At 58.0% G+C, this 16,207-nt stretch carries 13 protein-coding genes; 11 read left to right on the forward strand and 2 right to left on the reverse strand.

The annotated features are described in order from the left end of the window. Positions 1-95: 95 nt before the first annotated feature. The gene (locus tag Q0778_RS11040) at positions 96-1,313 is read left to right on the forward strand and encodes an integrase arm-type DNA-binding domain-containing protein (RefSeq protein WP_298336013.1); all 1,218 of its coding nucleotides are present in this window, start codon (positions 96-98) and stop codon (positions 1,311-1,313) included. A gap of 25 nt (positions 1,314-1,338) precedes the next feature. Here Q0778_RS11040 and Q0778_RS11045 read toward each other — a convergent pair whose 3' ends face one another. Then, positions 1,339-1,815, reverse strand: a complete 477-nt coding sequence (locus Q0778_RS11045) for a lytic transglycosylase domain-containing protein (protein ID WP_298336174.1) — start codon at positions 1,813-1,815, stop codon at positions 1,339-1,341. Between the two features lie 235 nt (positions 1,816-2,050). Between Q0778_RS11045 and Q0778_RS11050 the strand changes: the two genes are divergently transcribed. From Q0778_RS11050 to Q0778_RS11075, 6 genes are all read left to right on the forward strand, one after another. Then, entirely contained in the window at positions 2,051-2,965 is a 915-nt protein-coding gene (locus Q0778_RS11050; RefSeq protein ID WP_298336015.1) for a toprim domain-containing protein, read from the forward strand. A gap of 69 nt (positions 2,966-3,034) precedes the next feature. Next, the gene (locus tag Q0778_RS11055) at positions 3,035-5,005 is read left to right on the forward strand and encodes a ParB/RepB/Spo0J family partition protein (RefSeq protein WP_298336018.1); all 1,971 of its coding nucleotides are present in this window, start codon (positions 3,035-3,037) and stop codon (positions 5,003-5,005) included. 170 nt (positions 5,006-5,175) lie between these two features. Further along, positions 5,176-6,105 (forward strand): zincin-like metallopeptidase domain-containing protein, encoded by a 930-nt coding sequence (locus Q0778_RS11060; protein WP_298336020.1) that lies wholly within the window; start codon positions 5,176-5,178, stop codon positions 6,103-6,105. A gap of 366 nt (positions 6,106-6,471) precedes the next feature. After that, positions 6,472-7,404 (forward strand): DUF2493 domain-containing protein, encoded by a 933-nt coding sequence (locus Q0778_RS11065; protein ID WP_298336022.1) that lies wholly within the window; start codon positions 6,472-6,474, stop codon positions 7,402-7,404. Positions 7,405-7,728: 324 nt separating this feature from the next. Next, positions 7,729-7,998, forward strand: a complete 270-nt coding sequence (locus tag Q0778_RS11070; RefSeq protein ID WP_298336024.1) for a hypothetical protein — start codon at positions 7,729-7,731, stop codon at positions 7,996-7,998. A gap of 269 nt (positions 7,999-8,267) precedes the next feature. After that, positions 8,268-8,666, forward strand: coding sequence for a single-stranded DNA-binding protein (locus Q0778_RS11075; RefSeq protein ID WP_298336026.1), 399 nt, complete (start codon positions 8,268-8,270; stop codon positions 8,664-8,666). A gap of 69 nt (positions 8,667-8,735) precedes the next feature. Here the strand turns inward: Q0778_RS11075 and Q0778_RS11080 are convergent, their stop codons facing one another. Then, positions 8,736-8,996: a DUF6437 family protein gene (locus tag Q0778_RS11080; RefSeq protein ID WP_298336028.1), complete on the reverse strand. Its 261-nt coding sequence runs from the start codon at positions 8,994-8,996 to the stop codon at positions 8,736-8,738. Positions 8,997-9,339: 343 nt separating this feature from the next. Here Q0778_RS11080 and Q0778_RS11085 point away from each other — a divergent pair, with 343 nt between their 5' ends. The 4 genes from Q0778_RS11085 (at position 9,340) to mobF (ending at position 15,839) form a co-directional block, all read left to right on the forward strand. Next, on the forward strand, positions 9,340-9,561 hold the full coding sequence (locus Q0778_RS11085; protein ID WP_298336030.1) for a hypothetical protein: 222 nt from the start codon (positions 9,340-9,342) through the stop codon (positions 9,559-9,561). A 671-nt stretch (positions 9,562-10,232) separates the two neighbouring features. Continuing rightward, complete coding sequence (locus tag Q0778_RS11090) at positions 10,233-10,562, forward strand: hypothetical protein (RefSeq protein ID WP_298336032.1); 330 nt, start codon at positions 10,233-10,235, stop codon at positions 10,560-10,562. Beyond that, complete coding sequence (locus Q0778_RS11095; protein ID WP_298336034.1) at positions 10,552-12,879, forward strand: type IV secretion system DNA-binding domain-containing protein; 2,328 nt, start codon at positions 10,552-10,554, stop codon at positions 12,877-12,879. Before Q0778_RS11090 ends, Q0778_RS11095 begins: the two co-directional genes overlap by 11 nt. A 50-nt stretch (positions 12,880-12,929) precedes the next feature. Then, positions 12,930-15,839: a MobF family relaxase gene (gene mobF / locus Q0778_RS11100; protein ID WP_298336036.1), complete on the forward strand. Its 2,910-nt coding sequence runs from the start codon at positions 12,930-12,932 to the stop codon at positions 15,837-15,839. The last annotated feature ends 368 nt before the right edge of the window (positions 15,840-16,207 follow it).

Below are 16,207 nucleotides of genomic sequence, written 5' to 3' on the forward strand. Positions count from 1 at the left end.
GTTCCGGATCGTCCCACCTGTTCTCGGCCGTTCCAGACATTTTTGCGGGCCTTTTGTGGGCCTTTTGCAAAAGGCCCAAATGAAAAGGCCCACACATGCCTCTGACGGATACCAGACTCCGAGCCCTCAAACCGAAGGCAAAGCCGTACAAGGTCGCTGACGAGCGTGGCCTATATATCGAGGTCACACCCGCTGGTGGCAAACATTGGCGGTTTCGATATCGAATTGGAAAAGCGCAAAAGAAGGTGTCGCTCGGCAGCTACCCTGTGGTTAGCCTCAAGGATGCGCGAGAAGCAGCAATGGAAGCGAGGCAGACCATAGCTTCTGGCGGCGACCCAGCGGTGGAGAAGCGCAAACAGAAGATTAGGGATGAGTTCCTTTCGGCGAGTACTTTCGAGGCGGTCGCCCGCGAGTACATAGAGCAGATCATGGTTCAGAATGGCCGCGCTGAAGCGACTATCGTCAAGGCGAACTACTTTCTTGATAAGCTGGCACCAGCGATCGGAAATCGGCCGATCCACGAGATCGAACCTTTCGAAGTGCTCGCGCCTTTGAAGCGTCTTGAAGCTACTGGGAAGCACGAGACGGCAAAAAAATGTCGATCATTTGCAGGACGGGTATTTCGGTACGGGGTGGCGACAACTCGGTGCAAATCTGATCCAACTTCGCTGTTGAAGGGAGCGCTCATCACGCCAAAGCCGACGCACTACGCCGCCATTCTTGATCCAGAGAAGCTAGGCGGGCTGTTGAGAGCTATCGACGACTTTGAAGGTTACACTCTCACAAAGTTTGCGTTGAAGATTGCCCCGCATGTTTTTGTGCGTCCTGGTGAACTGAGGCATGCTGATTGGGCGGAGTTTGACCTTGATGAAGGCGTCTGGCGGATCCCAGCAGGCAAGATGAAAGCACGGCGCGCGCACGCGGTTCCGCTCTCAAAGCAGGTCATCAGCCTTTTCGAAGAGCTCGGCACCATGATGGGTAAATCAGGTTATGTGTTTCCATCAGCCCGGTCCGGTCTACGTCCCATGAGTGAAAACGCTTTGAACGCAGCCTTTAGAAGGATGGGGTTTAGCAAGGAGGAGGTCACCGCGCATGGGTTGAGGGCGACCGCATCTACCCTGCTCAATGAAAGCGGAAAATGGAGCTCAGACGCGATTGAGCGCGCGCTCGCGCATGGAGACAGTAATGCGATCCGTGGTGTTTATCATCGAGGTAAGCACTGGTCTGAGCGCGTAAAGATGTCGCAGTGGTGGAGTGACTATCTTGATAGCCTCAAGTTGGGCGGTGACTTGGTATTGCTGAAAGCGAGCTAACTCTTGAGCTTCTTCAAGATCGCGCTCATTGTTTGGCGTATGCCATCCATCGCCGGATAACGTTTCTCACATATCCTGGGGTTTCTCGATTTTTCGGAATGCCTCCTGCTCGCGATACGGCACCTGGGCCAGCATTGTAGGCTGCCAATGCGAGATGGATCGCACCGAACTGATCGAGCATCTGCCGCAAATATCTTGCGCCGCCATCGATGTTTTGAGCGGGGTCATGCCGATTGGTAACCCCGAGCTCCCGTGCTGTTGCTGGCATGAGCTGGGCTAATCCAGCCGCCCCTGCTGGGCTGATTGCCATCGGATTGAACCGTGATTCTTGCCAGACTAACGCTTGGAGGAGCCTTGGCGGCAAGCGGTGACGAGCTTCTGCTTGACGGATCAGAGGCTCGTAGAGCGCCTCTTTGAAGCTTCGTTCAATCTGCGATTTCTGACTTCTAGGATCGTATTGAACGTCCGCTCGTCGGTCTGACGCGCTTTCAACCGACCCCATAACGTGATCGAAAATCTGGAATTCTTGCGCGATGGCGCAGCTTGGGACTGCCAGTCCTAGCGTACCTATCCCGATCGCTATTTTCGAGCTTTTCACTGCGCAATCTCTCAATCTTGATAATTCTGGCGTGAGAACATATTATGAACGTATGGGTGTAGGAAACCATATGATTGGTTGCACCAACAAGAGGAGAGGGAAGCGACAGAAGGGGCAATTGAGCAACTAAGGAGCTCGCATGTCCTTTTCGAATTCCCATCAGTCTCGCGCGTCGTTTGAGGAAACCGCTCGCAAGCTCTGCGAGAGCCGCGACGGGAAGTGGTCTGGCACCAAGGGCATGGCCCGTTGTCCAGCGCACGATGACCGCACGCCTTCGCTCGGTGTCACGCTTGGCCGAAAGGCGATCCTCCTACATTGTTTCGCAGGGTGTGATCAGGCGAGCGTGCTCGCTGCCCTCGCCCGTGAAGGGATCGAGACCTCAGCTCTATTCTCAGGTTCTTCTGACGAATTTCCGTTCCAGCCGAGCTATTCCAGCAAGCCATCAGCTGCAGCACTCCGCATCTGGCGCGATGCCCGACCGCTGCAGCGAAGTCCTGCCAAGGCATATCTCGAAGAGCGCGGCATCCTCGCAACCTCCCATGCGCTGAGGTTTCATCCGCGCACACCGCTTGGACCGAAAGGTCGCGCGCGCTTTTTGCCGGCGATGATCGCTTCGGTCAGCCTCGACGAGGGGCCGATTGCCGTTCACCGGACTTTCCTGTCGCATTCCGGCAATACGCAGGCATCGTTTGCCAAGCCGAAACGTGCTCTGGGGTCTCTCGGCAAGGCGGCAGTCCGTCTGTTCGCACCCGCCGAGGGAAGGCTTGGTCTCGCCGAAGGCATTGAAAGCGCGATGTCGGCCTATGCGCTTACCGGGATCCCAACATGGGCAACGCTGGGCAATGAACGCTTCGGCCTGGTTGCCATCCCCGAGAGCGTGAGCGAGCTACATCTCTTCGTCGATCACGACGCAGGTGGAGAACTCGCGGCAACTCGCGGACTGGAAGCCAACGTTTCACCCAATCGCAAAATCCTGATCCGCAAGGTCAGATCGCGAGGCGAAGACTGGAACGATGAACTGCAGACGTGGCTGCTCCGAAAGAGCAAAACTTAGAGGAGAGAGAGCTCCTGGGTCTTTGGCCGCACGGTTGTCGTGAGGCGCAACAAAGACAGGAGACTACTCATGATCCAATCCATTCCTCTCAAGAAACTAATCTCAAGCCCTCGCAACGTACGCAAAACAAACGACGTTCTTGCCGATTTGCAATTGCGGGCTGATATCGCGGCACGCGGGCTTCTCCAAAATCTGGTAGTTCGCAAAGCCACCCGAGGGAAATTTGAAGTCGAAGCTGGCGGGCGCCGCCTCGCTGCATTGCAAGCGTTGGTCGAGGAAGGCACGCTTCCCAAGAACCATGAAGTCACTTGCCTTGTCATCGAAGGTGAGGAAAGCGAAGTGCGCGAAGCGAGCCTTGCCGAGAACTTCCAGCGCCTCGCAATGAACCCGGCCGACGAGGCGCAGGCTTTCGCTGCGATTGTCGAGGCGGGAGCTAGCACCGAAGACGTGGCTCGCCGGTTCGGTCTCACAGTCCGCTTTGTCGAGGGCCGTCTGCGCTTGGCGGGCCTCGCACCTTGTGTCTTCGAAGCGCTCGCCGAAGGCGCGATCACGCTCGATATGGCCAAGGCCTATGGAGCGATCTCAGACATTGACCGCCAAGCACACGTCTATGCCGAACTGCAGGACGCCTGGTACCAGGTCACGCCTGACACGATCCGTCGCATGGTGCTCGATGCCACTGTTCGTGGCTCCGATCCGCGCGCGGTTCTGGTCGGGCGCGAGGCCTACCTCGCAGCAGGTGGTCGGATCGAACGCGAACTCTTCGACGACGAAGCCAGCGAAAGCTGGATCGATGTCGCGCTGCTCGAAGACCTTGCCCAGAAAGCGATGGATGACGCTGCGAAGAGCGTCGCTGAAGAACACGGACTTGCCTGGGTGCGACCCACGCTTGGCAACTATGTAAGCCACGATCTCGTCGAGGGCCTCAATCGGCTTCCATGCGAACCGGCTCCGCTCAGTGAGCAGGAAGCCCGCGAGCTCAGCGACCTTGAAGCCGACTACGACCGGACAGCGGCCATCCTCGAGGATGAGGACAGCGACGAAAGCGAGATCGCCAAGGCGGAAGAAGAGCTGGTCTCGATCGACCGCGCGATGCGCGATCTGCACGATCGTCCGCCAGTGCTTGCCGACGAGCTAAAGTCAGAGGCTGGAGCGTTCCTTGTGCTCTCACGGAATGGCGAACCTGCAATGGTGCCGCAGTTTTACACTGATGCTGAAGTCATCGACACTGATGACGGAGCTGTCGAACCGGTGGATGCAGGTGCTGTTACCAAGCGCAAGAGCGGGGCGCTTTCGCAGCGTCTGCTCGACGAGCTCGCGATGCAGCGTCGCGATATCCTGGCGATCCACCTGGCCAACGATCCTGCGCTCGCGCTTGATTTCATGGTCTTCACGCTCGCAGATGCTGATGGGCATGACTGGCGCGCGAAAAAGGCGTCGACGCTCGTCGGCTCGGTCGCATCGGGGCCGGTGGCCGGATTCGAGGCGAAGGATGCCCCCGCAAGTGCTGCGCTCGCCGAGTTCGCCGCTTCGCTCGACGAGAGCTGGCGCGCCGGCGAGACTGACGTCGAACGGTTCGAACGCTTCCGCGCATTGAGCGATGAAGCACGTTCGGCCTGGCTCGGCCATGTCGTATCCCGCACACTGGTCGCGAGCCTTGCCTGCGAAGGCGATCGCTCGGCGCCGCTGCACGAGATACTCGGGTCGCTGCTCGAGATCGAAACCGCGCATTGGTGGCGGCCGACGGCGGCGAACTTCTTCGATCGTGTGGCCAAGGCGCGCACGCTTGAAGCGCTCGACGCTGCAGGCGGTCCCGAACTCGTCAGCCGCTATGCAGGTTCGAAGAAGGCAGAACTAGCGAGCGCAGCCGAGCGTATCTTCTCCGGCAATTTCATTGGCGAAGCGGATGTGAAGACGCGCGCGGGAGCGTGGGTGCCCGAGATCATGTGCTTCGGTTCTCCTGAGGAACCGGTCGAGGATGAAACTGCGGCCCCGGTTGAGGACGAGACCGCGAACGAAATTGCCGAGCAGGCTGCCTGACCCCTCCTGACAGGTCCAGGTGACTCGGCGGGCGGTCCGTCCCTCTCGGGATGGGCCGCCTTATTCGCGTTTCCGTCCGAAGGTCGCCTACGATGGTGAGTCTTAGAGGGGAGGACGCTTTGTTCATCCTGAACCCGGACACGTCCGTTCCGGCGATCAGGAGACCATCGATGACAAAGTCCCGCCGCACTGCTTCAGTTTCTCCAGCTGCGCGTATCACCGCCGCCATTATCGAAAAGCTAGAGCAAGGCACCAAGCCTTGGGTCAAGCCGTGGCGTGGCTTGCCGCTTTCTCGCCCGCTGCGATCATGCGGGACGCCGTATCGCGGCATGAATACCTTCTGGCTCTGGATGGTTGCTGATGCCTGCGGCTACGCCTCACCATACTGGATGACATATCGCCAGTGCCAGAAACTCGGCGGCCAAGTCCGCAAAGGAGAAAAATCGACCATCGCGATTTTCTACAAAAACTACACCAAGGAAGTCGAAAACGCTGAAGGTGGGCAGGATACGGAGAGCCGGCGCGTGCTGAAGACCTATTCAGTCTTCAATGCCGACCAGTGCGATGGCCTCCCCGAATTCTACCATCCCAAGCCACTGGTTGCCGCGCTTGAGCCCGAAGGCCGCGAGGAGCGGCTAGATGCCTTCTTCGCTGAGATCGACGCAGAGCTACGCCATCATGGCGCGCAAGCCTACTACGAGCCACTGCGTGATCGCGTCACCATGCCGCCGGCCGAACTCTTCGAAGCCTATGACCATTACTACGCAACACTTGCGCATGAGCTATCGCACTGGACTGGACATTCTTCGCGACTCGATCGAGGCCTCAAGAACCGCTTCGGCAGTGATGCCTATGCCGTCGAAGAACTTATCGCCGAGCTGTCCTCCGCCATTCTTGGTGCCGAACTGGGATTGCCCGTCTCGCATCTCGATCATCATGCTAGCTATATCGCGTCCTGGCTCAAGATCCTTAAACAGGACGAGCGCGCGATCCTGACCGCGGCCGCAAAGGCCGAGGAGGCAGCCACCTTGCTGCTCGAAATGGGCGGTCACCAATCGAGTGCCAATGAGGCTGATGCCGAACTTTCTGACGCAGCCTGAATAAGAGACTTAACTTGAGCAACTCTGTCAGCCAGCCCGCACGTACTGGCACTTGCCTTCACACCGAGTCAATTCGGTCTGGCCGAGCGCTCCCGGACCGATCCTGGATCACTCCCAGACAACTCCTGCGCCACTCCGACACGATCCCGCACAGCCTGTTCGCTGGTCCTCGTGCCCTGGACCGGTCAGGTCCCACAGCAACCCGCGCAAGGCTGCGGCCCGTGTGGCCCACGCCAGCCTTGCCTTGCGGGGTTTCCCGCTGACGCGGTGCGGTGGTCTCTTATCCCGGTCCTTTTCGGACACGGCGAACGGGCCCGCGCGGAACTTCCTCCGTCGGCATTCGCCGGTCTCAGGAGGACTAAAGATATGTATGACAATTTCGCCACCCAGCTTGCCGGCCTCGATCTATCCGGCTTCTCGATCACGCCTGCCCCATTCAACGGATCCGACTTCCCTTGCGAGGACGCCATGTCTCACACGCTCGGAGCAGTCTGGTCCGATCTGTTCGCGCTGTTTGCCGACACCGCGCTCGAGGCCGACGCCGAGGATCTCGCTTGGGGCTTCGTCAATCTCTTTCACCGTGCAGCCAGCCGCAAGTCGACCCAAGTAGATCGGGCCTCGGATGAAATCCGCGCCCTATTGGCATCCGCCGACGGGTCCGAAGTGCATTCGTCAAACCTCCAGGAACAAACCCTGCGTGCCCAGTCTGCTGAAGCCAGCATGCAGGTGTTCGAGCAGATGCGTGAGGTTGCAGCAGGTCTCTATCGCGACGAAACCGGTTCCTCGTGGAAGCCCGTATCGGGATCGCGTGCGCGCCACTCGAAGAACATGACATCGGCCGTGATTGATGCCCGCGACTTTTTGCGCGTACGCAAGGAGCGTCGTCAGGCTGCACATTCTCCCGAGGGTACTCCGGTGGTCTTTGCCGGTGGTCGCAACCGTTTCGAATGCGAGGCCGACGCCAAGACTTACGCGGCGAACATCTGGGCTACACTCGACAGGGTGCGCGAGGTCGTTCCTGACATGTTTCTCGTACACGGCGGCGACGGTAAGGGAGCCGACAGACTGGCCGCATCCTGGGCCGAGCGCCACGAAGTGCAACAGCTCACATTCGGGCTTGAGCGTCGTTTGGGTGCTCGTGCAGGGTTCAAGCGCAACGAGCAAATGCTTGGTCTCAGCCCTCGCTATGTGGTGGCATTTCCGGGCAACGGCGTGACCGAACGCCTCGTGATCGAAGCCAAGAAGCAGCGCATCACGGTTGTTGATCGTCGCGGGCCGTTGGGCACTAGTCCCGCTTGACGGGGAAAGAGCAACTAGACCTCTCGGATGATCAATTCCCAATCGCCGAAGAAGGGCGGCCCCATTCAAGGCCGCCCATGAGGCGCAGAACTCATTGCTGCTCCGAGTCCTACGGGTCGCAATGGCAGGGGAGTACCGAACGCAATCAATTCCATTGTAGGGTTATGAAATGCCCGAATGGATACGCCTCTGAACAGCTTCATTGCTCATCGCGCGTAACCAGCGCGCCTGTGCAGCAATCTTCCTGGACGGACGCGGTTACTGAAAACTGCGGCGCGGCACTTATCGTTCCCGCATCCGATTTTCCAAGCTACAAGATCGGCAATGCAACTCGATGATCTTCTTCTTCGCTACTTTGCCTCGACCAATTTGTCTAACGTGGCGCCAGACACTTTGGCGGCCGGGATCGAGCATTGCCGGGTCGACCTCGGTCTCGAGCAAGACAGGGGCAAGCGCTTTGCACTGTGGTCGTTCTTGCACATGTTCGGGTCCGCCCCCGACCTCGACGTGGCGTTCGACAACGAGGAAGACCGGGAGGCTGCGCGCAACTTCATGGATCTCCTGGCGGCATCGGGAGGCGATGGTGTAGGTTGATTGAAGCGGGGTCACGCGAGCCTTCAGACCCGCACCCGATACCCATCCGGCTTTCTTCGCGAACAGTCCTGAACCAGGTCAGCTGAGGAGCCGCAACCCGTTCCTTTCCGGCCGTGTTGGCAGCTGCGCTGCCTGCCCGCACCACCCGTCATGAACAGGTTCCCCTTAGAGCTTCGCTCCTGCGGTGCAGTCCTCCCATGCCCTGCTTCTTCTGGATGTTCGCAAGCCGGAGATGGTCTCCGGTTTGAGGAACTGAAGGAACTAAGATCATGACCAATATCGCAATCCTCACCGGCCGCATCGCCCGCGATCCGGACACCCGCGAGACCAAGGGCGGCACCAATGTCACCGGGATCACTGTCGTCACCGATCGCCCTGCAAGGGACAAGGACGGGAAGACCTACAAAGACGAGAACGGCTACACCGCAAAAGAAAGCGAATTCCACCGTGTGACCTGCTTCAATGGCCTCGCCAAGACCGTCGGACAGTTCTGCTCCAAGGGCCAGCTGGTTTCCGTCCAAGGCCGCATCCACTACACCCAATGGGAAGACAAGGACGGGGTCACACGCTACGGCACAGAGATCCTCGCCGACAAGGTCGACTTCCTCTCAAGGGGCAATGGCTCCGGCGAGAACGACGAGAACAAGGATGCTCCCGAAATCGACTGATCTCAGCCATCCAGCCGCCCAAGAAAGGGCTCTGTCCAAACGGGACAGGGCCCTTTCTCGTATTCACTTTCAGTGGCTTTGAGCTGTGCGTGATGCGGAGGCTGGCTTTTGAAACAGCCGCTTTATGGCTTCTTCTTCGCCTAGTTTTCCGAGCTCATTTGCAACTTCGGATAGGCCCCTCTTTGAGAAGGTCTCTATCCCCGTTCCAAGAATAACCTGGCCCAGTTCAATGGCAGCCTGTTTCTCGAGTTCTTTCTGACGTTGGTCGAGTGCCAGCCTGTCGGCCTCCAGTTTCTGGAGTGCGGCTACAGCGCTTCGTTTCGATGGCATTGAGGATACTTCTTTCTTCCCCTCCGATGACCCTCTCCTCGGCTGACGTGGACTATCACCCGTCCTGTAGGAAAGCGATTTCCCCTTGGTTTTCGCGAACACCTGAGATCGAACGGGAGGGGAGTTTGGCTCACGGACTTTCAAGGATGATGGGCGTGCAGCTGGCGCGTCAAGGACGGCGGGGCCCCACCATTTTGCCGTCCCTTCGCTTCGCTGCAGTCCGACAAAATCGTTGCCCCCACCGCCGCTTGGCGGTCGCCCAGCCGGGCGATCCCTGACCCGCCAGCCACACACCCATCTGCCTTCCTCCTGTCGTCTTACCGACAGATATCAGGAGGATTTCATGACTGCGCTTGCATCGATTCAATCAAACTCGAACAGCTACTTCGAAGCACTGGCCACTGCCGAACGGCGGGCCTTGCACAGCTTCTTCGACCAGCACGTCGTGGAAGATAATGACCTAGGATACTTCGCCCTGGACGAGGGTGACTACAACGCCTTGCCGGCGCATCTGGCCAGCCGGGTTGTGCACACGGTGCACGGCGCAATGCTCGACGAGTTCTGAACGTCCGATGGGGCGGGAGCCGGTGACGGTTCCTGCCCCTTTTTTGTGTTCGCTGCTGGAAGAGGAGAGAGTAGTAAGGAGCGGTGCTGGTGACGCGCTCGGTCCCGCACCACCTGCGGCGGCGCTCCTGCGGGCGCGGCGTATTTGGTCCGGGCCCCGCATGCACTCCTGAGCGCCAACGGGTCGAAGCGGCGCGAGGCTGACGGGAGCGACAAACCCCGCTCCCTTATCTCGCACGCGCTTCTTTTGCCGTCAGCTTATCAGGGGTGCGTCTTGGTTGGGATGCTTGCTTCCGAACTGGCGCTTGCGGTTCGCTTCAGCGTCCCGGGCTGTTGCTTTCGCTCGATCGGCACAGATGCCAATGCCCGTTCAAAACCCATTCTCTGTCGTTTCTGGACTTAGACCTCGCAGTGGGAAAACGGTAGCACACCGTACGCAGCGGGGCTGGCAAGTAAGATCATGAAGTTTATCATGAATTTGGCAATGTCCACTTCTGTGCCAGTCGTGTGCCAATGGCTTTATCGACTGTGCCAGATTGTGCTGAATTCACTTAGCACATTGAATTTCTGTCCTAATTTTCCGGTTTCCTACACCCTATTGCCCGTGCCAGAGTGGCACTCACTTTTCCGAAGAGTGAACCAGGTTCTTTTTAGCAAAAGGAACTTGGATTCATGCAAAGACATCATCGTTTTGTGACCTATGTCACGCCTCTCATTGCCGAATGGATTAAAGCTCAGGCCGATGAGCGGCGAGTAAGTTCAAGCATCGTGATTGGCGATTGCATTTTTGATGCCTGGCAGCGTGACACGGAAGCCGATTTGAGGACGCCAGCGACCGATCCGGTTCGCCAGAACATCTTCATCACCGTAGCTTTGGATGCGCTGCTCACGCACCATTCTGTGCCCGATCTGCGCGAGCAGACGGTCGCGGCCTATCAGCGCCGGCTGGAGCGTTTGGGGCTCGTTGCGCCGCGCCCGCAAGGGGGCGGCGATGAAGCATAAACTCGTCAACTTCACTCGCGGAAGCCAGCTCCTTGGGCACTTTGGTTTCATGTTTGCAGCCGGGCTCAAGGGTCCGCTCATCATCACACTGCTGGTGATTCTAGGACTTATCTATTGGGAGGTAACAAGCAGCCTCAATGACCACCAAACCTACCTTGTCTGGATGCACATCTACTCATCCTTTTATGCGTTTATGGAGTTCGATCCTGACAAGCTTGTGAACCTCACCTTGGCTGATGGAAGCATCGTCGCGTTCCCGATCAGCGTAGTCACAGAATACCCGCCCATGAAAGAGGCAATGACCGCATTTGAGGGGGCGGTTGAGGCTGCGCTTGTCACCTCGGCGTGGGGTCTTGTTCCTGCCTTCATTGCCTTTTGGTGGGTTGCTGAGCACTTCGGTTGGCGGTCCAAGCAAAGGAAGCATGTGCGCGGCGCATCGCTTGCAAGCCTTGCTGAACTGGAAGGCGAAATCGACGATCACAATCGCCATGAACGCGCCCGCGAATATGGCAGCAATTTGGGATGGAGGTGGCGGCTTGCAGGCAGCAGCGCGCTAGCTTCAGCCGGTCTCTATAGCCCCGCGCATCTTGCAGGCGTGAGCTGGCCCTGGCGTAAAGAACAAAGCCACACCATGCTGGTCGGCACGACAGGCACGGGCAAAACGGTCGCCCTTTTCGAGCTCCTTTCCGAAATCAGACAAAGACGCGAACGTGCGGTCATTTTCGACCTGACCGGCGCCTTTATCGAAACCTTCTTCGATCCCGAACGCGATATCATTTTGAACCCATTGGATACACGCTGCCCAAGCTGGAGCGTCTTCGATGATTGCACATCGCGCGCGGAGTTTCATGCAGCAGCGGAGTCGCTTGTGCCCCATGATGGAGGCGGCTCGGAACAGTTTTGGGTGCTCGCTGCGCGAACCCTATTTGTTGAAACATGTATCAAGCTGAAAGAAGCAGGGCGCGGGACCAATGCCGCACTTGCCGATGAATTGATGAATGCAGATCTCTCGGATCTGCACCGCCTGGTAGAGGACACAATGGCTGGACCGATCAGCACGCCGGCCGCTGCTCGCATGGCGGAATCGGTCCGCGCCGTCTTCAATGTGAACGCAAAAGCGATGCAAATGCTGCCTCAATCAGGGGACGCTTTTTCGGTGCGGCAGTGGGTGACTGGCGAAGGAAAACCGGGCTCCTTTCTGTTCCTATCCGCGCGCTATGTAGACATGAGCGTGCTCTCACAATTGCTGACGCTGTGGCTTGATACAGCGATCAACACGCTGATGACGGGTCGCCGGACGCGTGACCTGCAACTGTGGTTTCTGATCGATGAGCTAGGCGCGCTTCACCGCCTGCCGTCGCTCGAAAAAGGTCTGCAGACTGCGCGCAACTTTGGCGGTGCTATCGTCACGGGTGTCCATACCTTCGCGAAGCTCAAGGAGGTCTACGGCGAGAACATGGCAATGACCTTGTCGTCACTTGCCAGGACCAAACTCATCCTTGCCACTGCCGATCGCGAGACCGCCACATGGTGCTCCGACATTATCGGCCACCGCGAGGTTCGCGAGATGGAAGAAGGGTACAGCTATGGCTACAACAATGCGCGCGATGCGGTCAGTCTGACGCCGCGTCGGCAGGTGGTTCCGCTGCTTTTGCCTGATGAGTTTATGGGCCTTCCCAGCCTTGAGGGCTTCATCAAGTTCCCTGATGGTTTTCCGGCGGCGCCTGTCTCTTTGCAACCCCGAGATTGGCCGCGCCGGGTCGAAGGTTTTATCCCGTGCGAGGATGCCAAAGGACCAACGTCAAAGGCAAAGGCTGAAACTCTCAAGGAAGGCGAGGAGACTTCCAAGGTTACGGCGATTAAGGGCGGAGAGGAAGGAGAAGACGGCGGCGATCCGCGCAAGATGAAGGAAGCCACGGATCGCAAGCGTGAGCCAGCGAAGCGTCCCAAAGCGCAGTCTCGCGCGCGTGACAAGAAGGTAAAGACTGACAAGCGAGAACGTTCGGAGTCTCGCTCTAAGACAACCCTCAAACAAGCTGTTGAAGCCTCGCTCAAAAGCGAAAGAGCAGCCTCTTCAGGCAAAGTACAAGGCGAGCTTCCGCTTGGGGAGCAGCAAGTCGATCACCGTGAATCAGACGCCCTGAAAAAGCCTGCGCCTCGCACTGATCGGCCCGATCCTGACGCCGCGCAGCGTGAAGGTGAGCAACTCGCCAAGACGGATAAGACGCTTCAAGAAGAGCAGCAGCGCTCGCTCTTGGGCGGCGCGGCACGCGAAGAATATGATCACGATCTCGGCGACTTCGACGCTGAGATGTGATTGCGATGATCGGGGAGGACAGAGGGACTTGAATTGTGTGAGGCCTGCCCATGCTCTCCGTTGCCAATGTCCGCTCGTCCTCCGCAGCGGCCAACTACTTCGCATCCGATAATTATTACGCCAAAGCTGATGCTGATCGCTCGGGTGAATGGCTCGGTGAAGGCGCAAAGCGGCTTGGTCTAGAGGGGAAGGTAGACGCCATGGCCTTCGACGCTTTGTTGCGAGGTGCGCTCCCCGATGGAACGCAAGTTGGCAACCTTGGGCAGGCCCATAGGCCAGGAACCGACCTTACATTCTCTGTTCCCAAAAGCTGGTCGCTTCTTGCCCTTGTGGGCAAAGATGAGCGCATCATCAGCGCTTATCGTGAGGCGGTTGTCGAAGCGCTTCAATGGGCGGAAAAGAACGCTTCCGAAACCCGCATCATGGCGCAGGGCAAGGTTCAGACCCAAAAGACAGGCAATCTGGCGATTGGACTTTTCCAGCACGATACCAATCGCAATCAGGAACCCAATCTCCATTTCCACGCCGTGATCGCCAATGTGACACAAGGCAAGGATGGTAAGTGGCGGACGCTCAAGAATGATCGTCTATGGCAGCTCAACACCACGCTCAACTCCATCGCGATGGCGCGCTTCCGAATGGAAGTCGAGAAGCTTGGCTATGAAACCGGACCAACTCTCAAGCATGGCAATTTCGAAGCGCGCGCGATTTCGCGCGAGGATGTCATGGCCTTCTCTTCGCGGCGCCAAGAAGTGCTTGCAGCGAGGCAAGGTCCAGGCCTTGAAGCTGGGCGGATCGCTGCACTTGATACCCGCTCTGCCAAAGCGCCGATCGAGGATCGCGATACGCTTGGAGGCATGTGGCAGGAAACTTCGCAATCCATTGGTCTCGATCTAAATCCCATGGTCGAGCGTGCGCGTGTGCGCTCAGCCATGCCTGAAAAGCCTCATTCGGGTTTCGCGACACTGGTGGAACGGGGCCGAGCTCTGCTTGCCAAGTTTGCGAGCCATGTTCGAGGGGCATCAGAAGATCCGTTGGTGCCGGCCTCGGTGCTTAAACAGGACAAGCAAACGATCGCGGCCGCGCAGGCGGTTGCCTCGGCTGTGCGGCATTTGTCGCAGCGCGAGGCCGCTTTTGAACGCGAAGCGCTCTACAAGGCGGCTTTGGATTTTGGTCTGCCAACGACCATCGGTAAGATCGAAACGAGAACCCGCGCCTTGGTCAATTCTGGTCATCTTGTAGCGGGACGCAGCGAGCATAAGGGCTGGCTCGCATCGCGAGAAGCGATTGAAACCGAGGAGCGCATCATCGCCGCAGTTCAGGCGGGAAAAGGAGAATCCGCGTCTGATCTCAACGCTGAAGAGGCAGAAACCCGTGTGCAGGCCTCGGCCGAGATCGGGCACGGCTTTAGACTGAATGACGGCCAACTCTCGGCTGCGCGCCTTATCTTGACTTCATCGGATCGAACCGTTGCGGTGCAGGGCGTAGCAGGTGCTGGCAAAAGCAGCGTGCTTGGGCCGGTCGCCAAAGTACTGGGGGAAGAGGGACGGCCTGTCATCGGCCTCGCTATCCAGAACACGCTCGTTCAAATGCTAGAACGAGACACGGGAATTGAATCGCAAACGCTTGCCCGCTTTCTGGGTGGCTGGAAGCCTTTGCTGGATGATCCCTCCAATCGCACACTCAAAACCGAAGCAAAGCAGGCGCTTGGAGGCACCGTTCTCATTGTGGACGAGGCTTCGATGGTCGCCAACAGCGACAAGGAAAAGCTCGTTGCGCTCGCAAATCTAGCCGGCGTCCATCGCTTGGTACTTATGGGCGACCGCAAACAGCTTGGCGCTGTCGATGCCGGCAAGCCCTTTGCGCTCCTGCAAAAGGCCGGGATTGCGCAGGCCCAAATGAACACCAACCTGCGCGCGCGTAACCCTGTTGTTCGTGAAGCCCAAGCCGCTGCGCAGAAAGGTGATGTTCGAACTGCGCTTGCCAAACTTGAGCCCCATACGATCGAAGCCAAAGGCGATGGCGCGATTGTTGCAGCCGAGCAGTGGCTTTCTCTGAAGCCAGAGGACCGAGAGCGCACATCGATCTATGCCTCGGGACGCAGGATCCGCTCAGCTGTCAATGAGGCGGTGCAAACAGGTCTTCTTGCAAGCGGGCAGATTGGGCCGGAGAAAGCTCAATTGGCTGTACTAGAGCGCGTGAACACCACTTATGAAGAGCTGCGCCATGTTGCAGCCTATCGGACCGGCCGCATTCTCGAGGTTTCAAAGAGACAAAAGACGCTTGGCCTTATGCCGGGACAATACAGGATCTTAGGCAGGGATCCGAAACGCGAAAGGGTCGTTTTGGAGAGCGCCCGCAGAAGAAAATTCAGCTTCGATCCTTCGCGGATTAGGGCCGACAAGGCCGCTGACACTCTGGCTCTATTCAACGACCGACAGCTCGAAATCCATCGTGGCGACAAAATTCGCTGGACGCGAAATGATCACAAGCGCGGGCTGTTCAACGCTGACCAGGCAAAGGTCATTGCCATCGATAAGGGCAAGGTCACGGTTGAGACCTCAAAGGGTGAGCATGTGACGCTTGGAAAGGACGATCCTATGCTGAAGCGCATCGATCTCGCCTACGCGCTAAACGCTCACATGGCGCAGGGCCTCACCTCAGATCGCGGGATTGCTGTTATGGACAGTAGAGAGCGCAATCTATCGAACCAGAAGACGTTTTTGGTGACAGTGACCCGCCTGCGCGATCATCTGACTTTGGTCTTGGACAACACTCAAAAACTGACTGCCGCTGTTGCTCACAATAAGGGAGAGAAGGCCTCTGGGCTTGAAGTTACATCGCGCCTACAAGCAGCTGCGACGAAAGGTGGCGAGATAGAACGGAGTGAAACGAGCCAGAAAAGCGCGGGCCAAGAATTTGAGCGCATCAAGAGTAAAACGCTTGATCGGGGGATTTAGTGACGGCTTTGCGCCTTAATTGCTGCCGTTAAGGGGCAGGCTGCCCAGTGCACTAAGCTGGCGTTGGCCTTCATGTGAAAGGGGTCTCTGGCGAGTGCGGCGAGGGCTTCAAGTACCAAACTCATCTCGCGCTACCCCTTGTCAGACTGGCCCTCCTGAGTCGCAGTTGAGATCGCAGGCTATCTCTAAGCAAGACTAGGTTCTCGCGATCAGTACGTTCCCGAACCTCTTCGATGTGCTCAAAACTGCAATCGCGTATCTTTAATCCTGACCCACAGACACACGTCCAATGTCCCTTGGGTGGGCCGCCAGTTAGGGCTGTGAGATGGTCTGACGCCTGAGTTGGTGTGACACGAAAACCCAATATT

Origin of the sequence: uncultured Erythrobacter sp. (assembly GCF_947502395.1) — a bacterium.
GTDB lineage: Bacteria > Pseudomonadota > Alphaproteobacteria > Sphingomonadales > Sphingomonadaceae > Erythrobacter.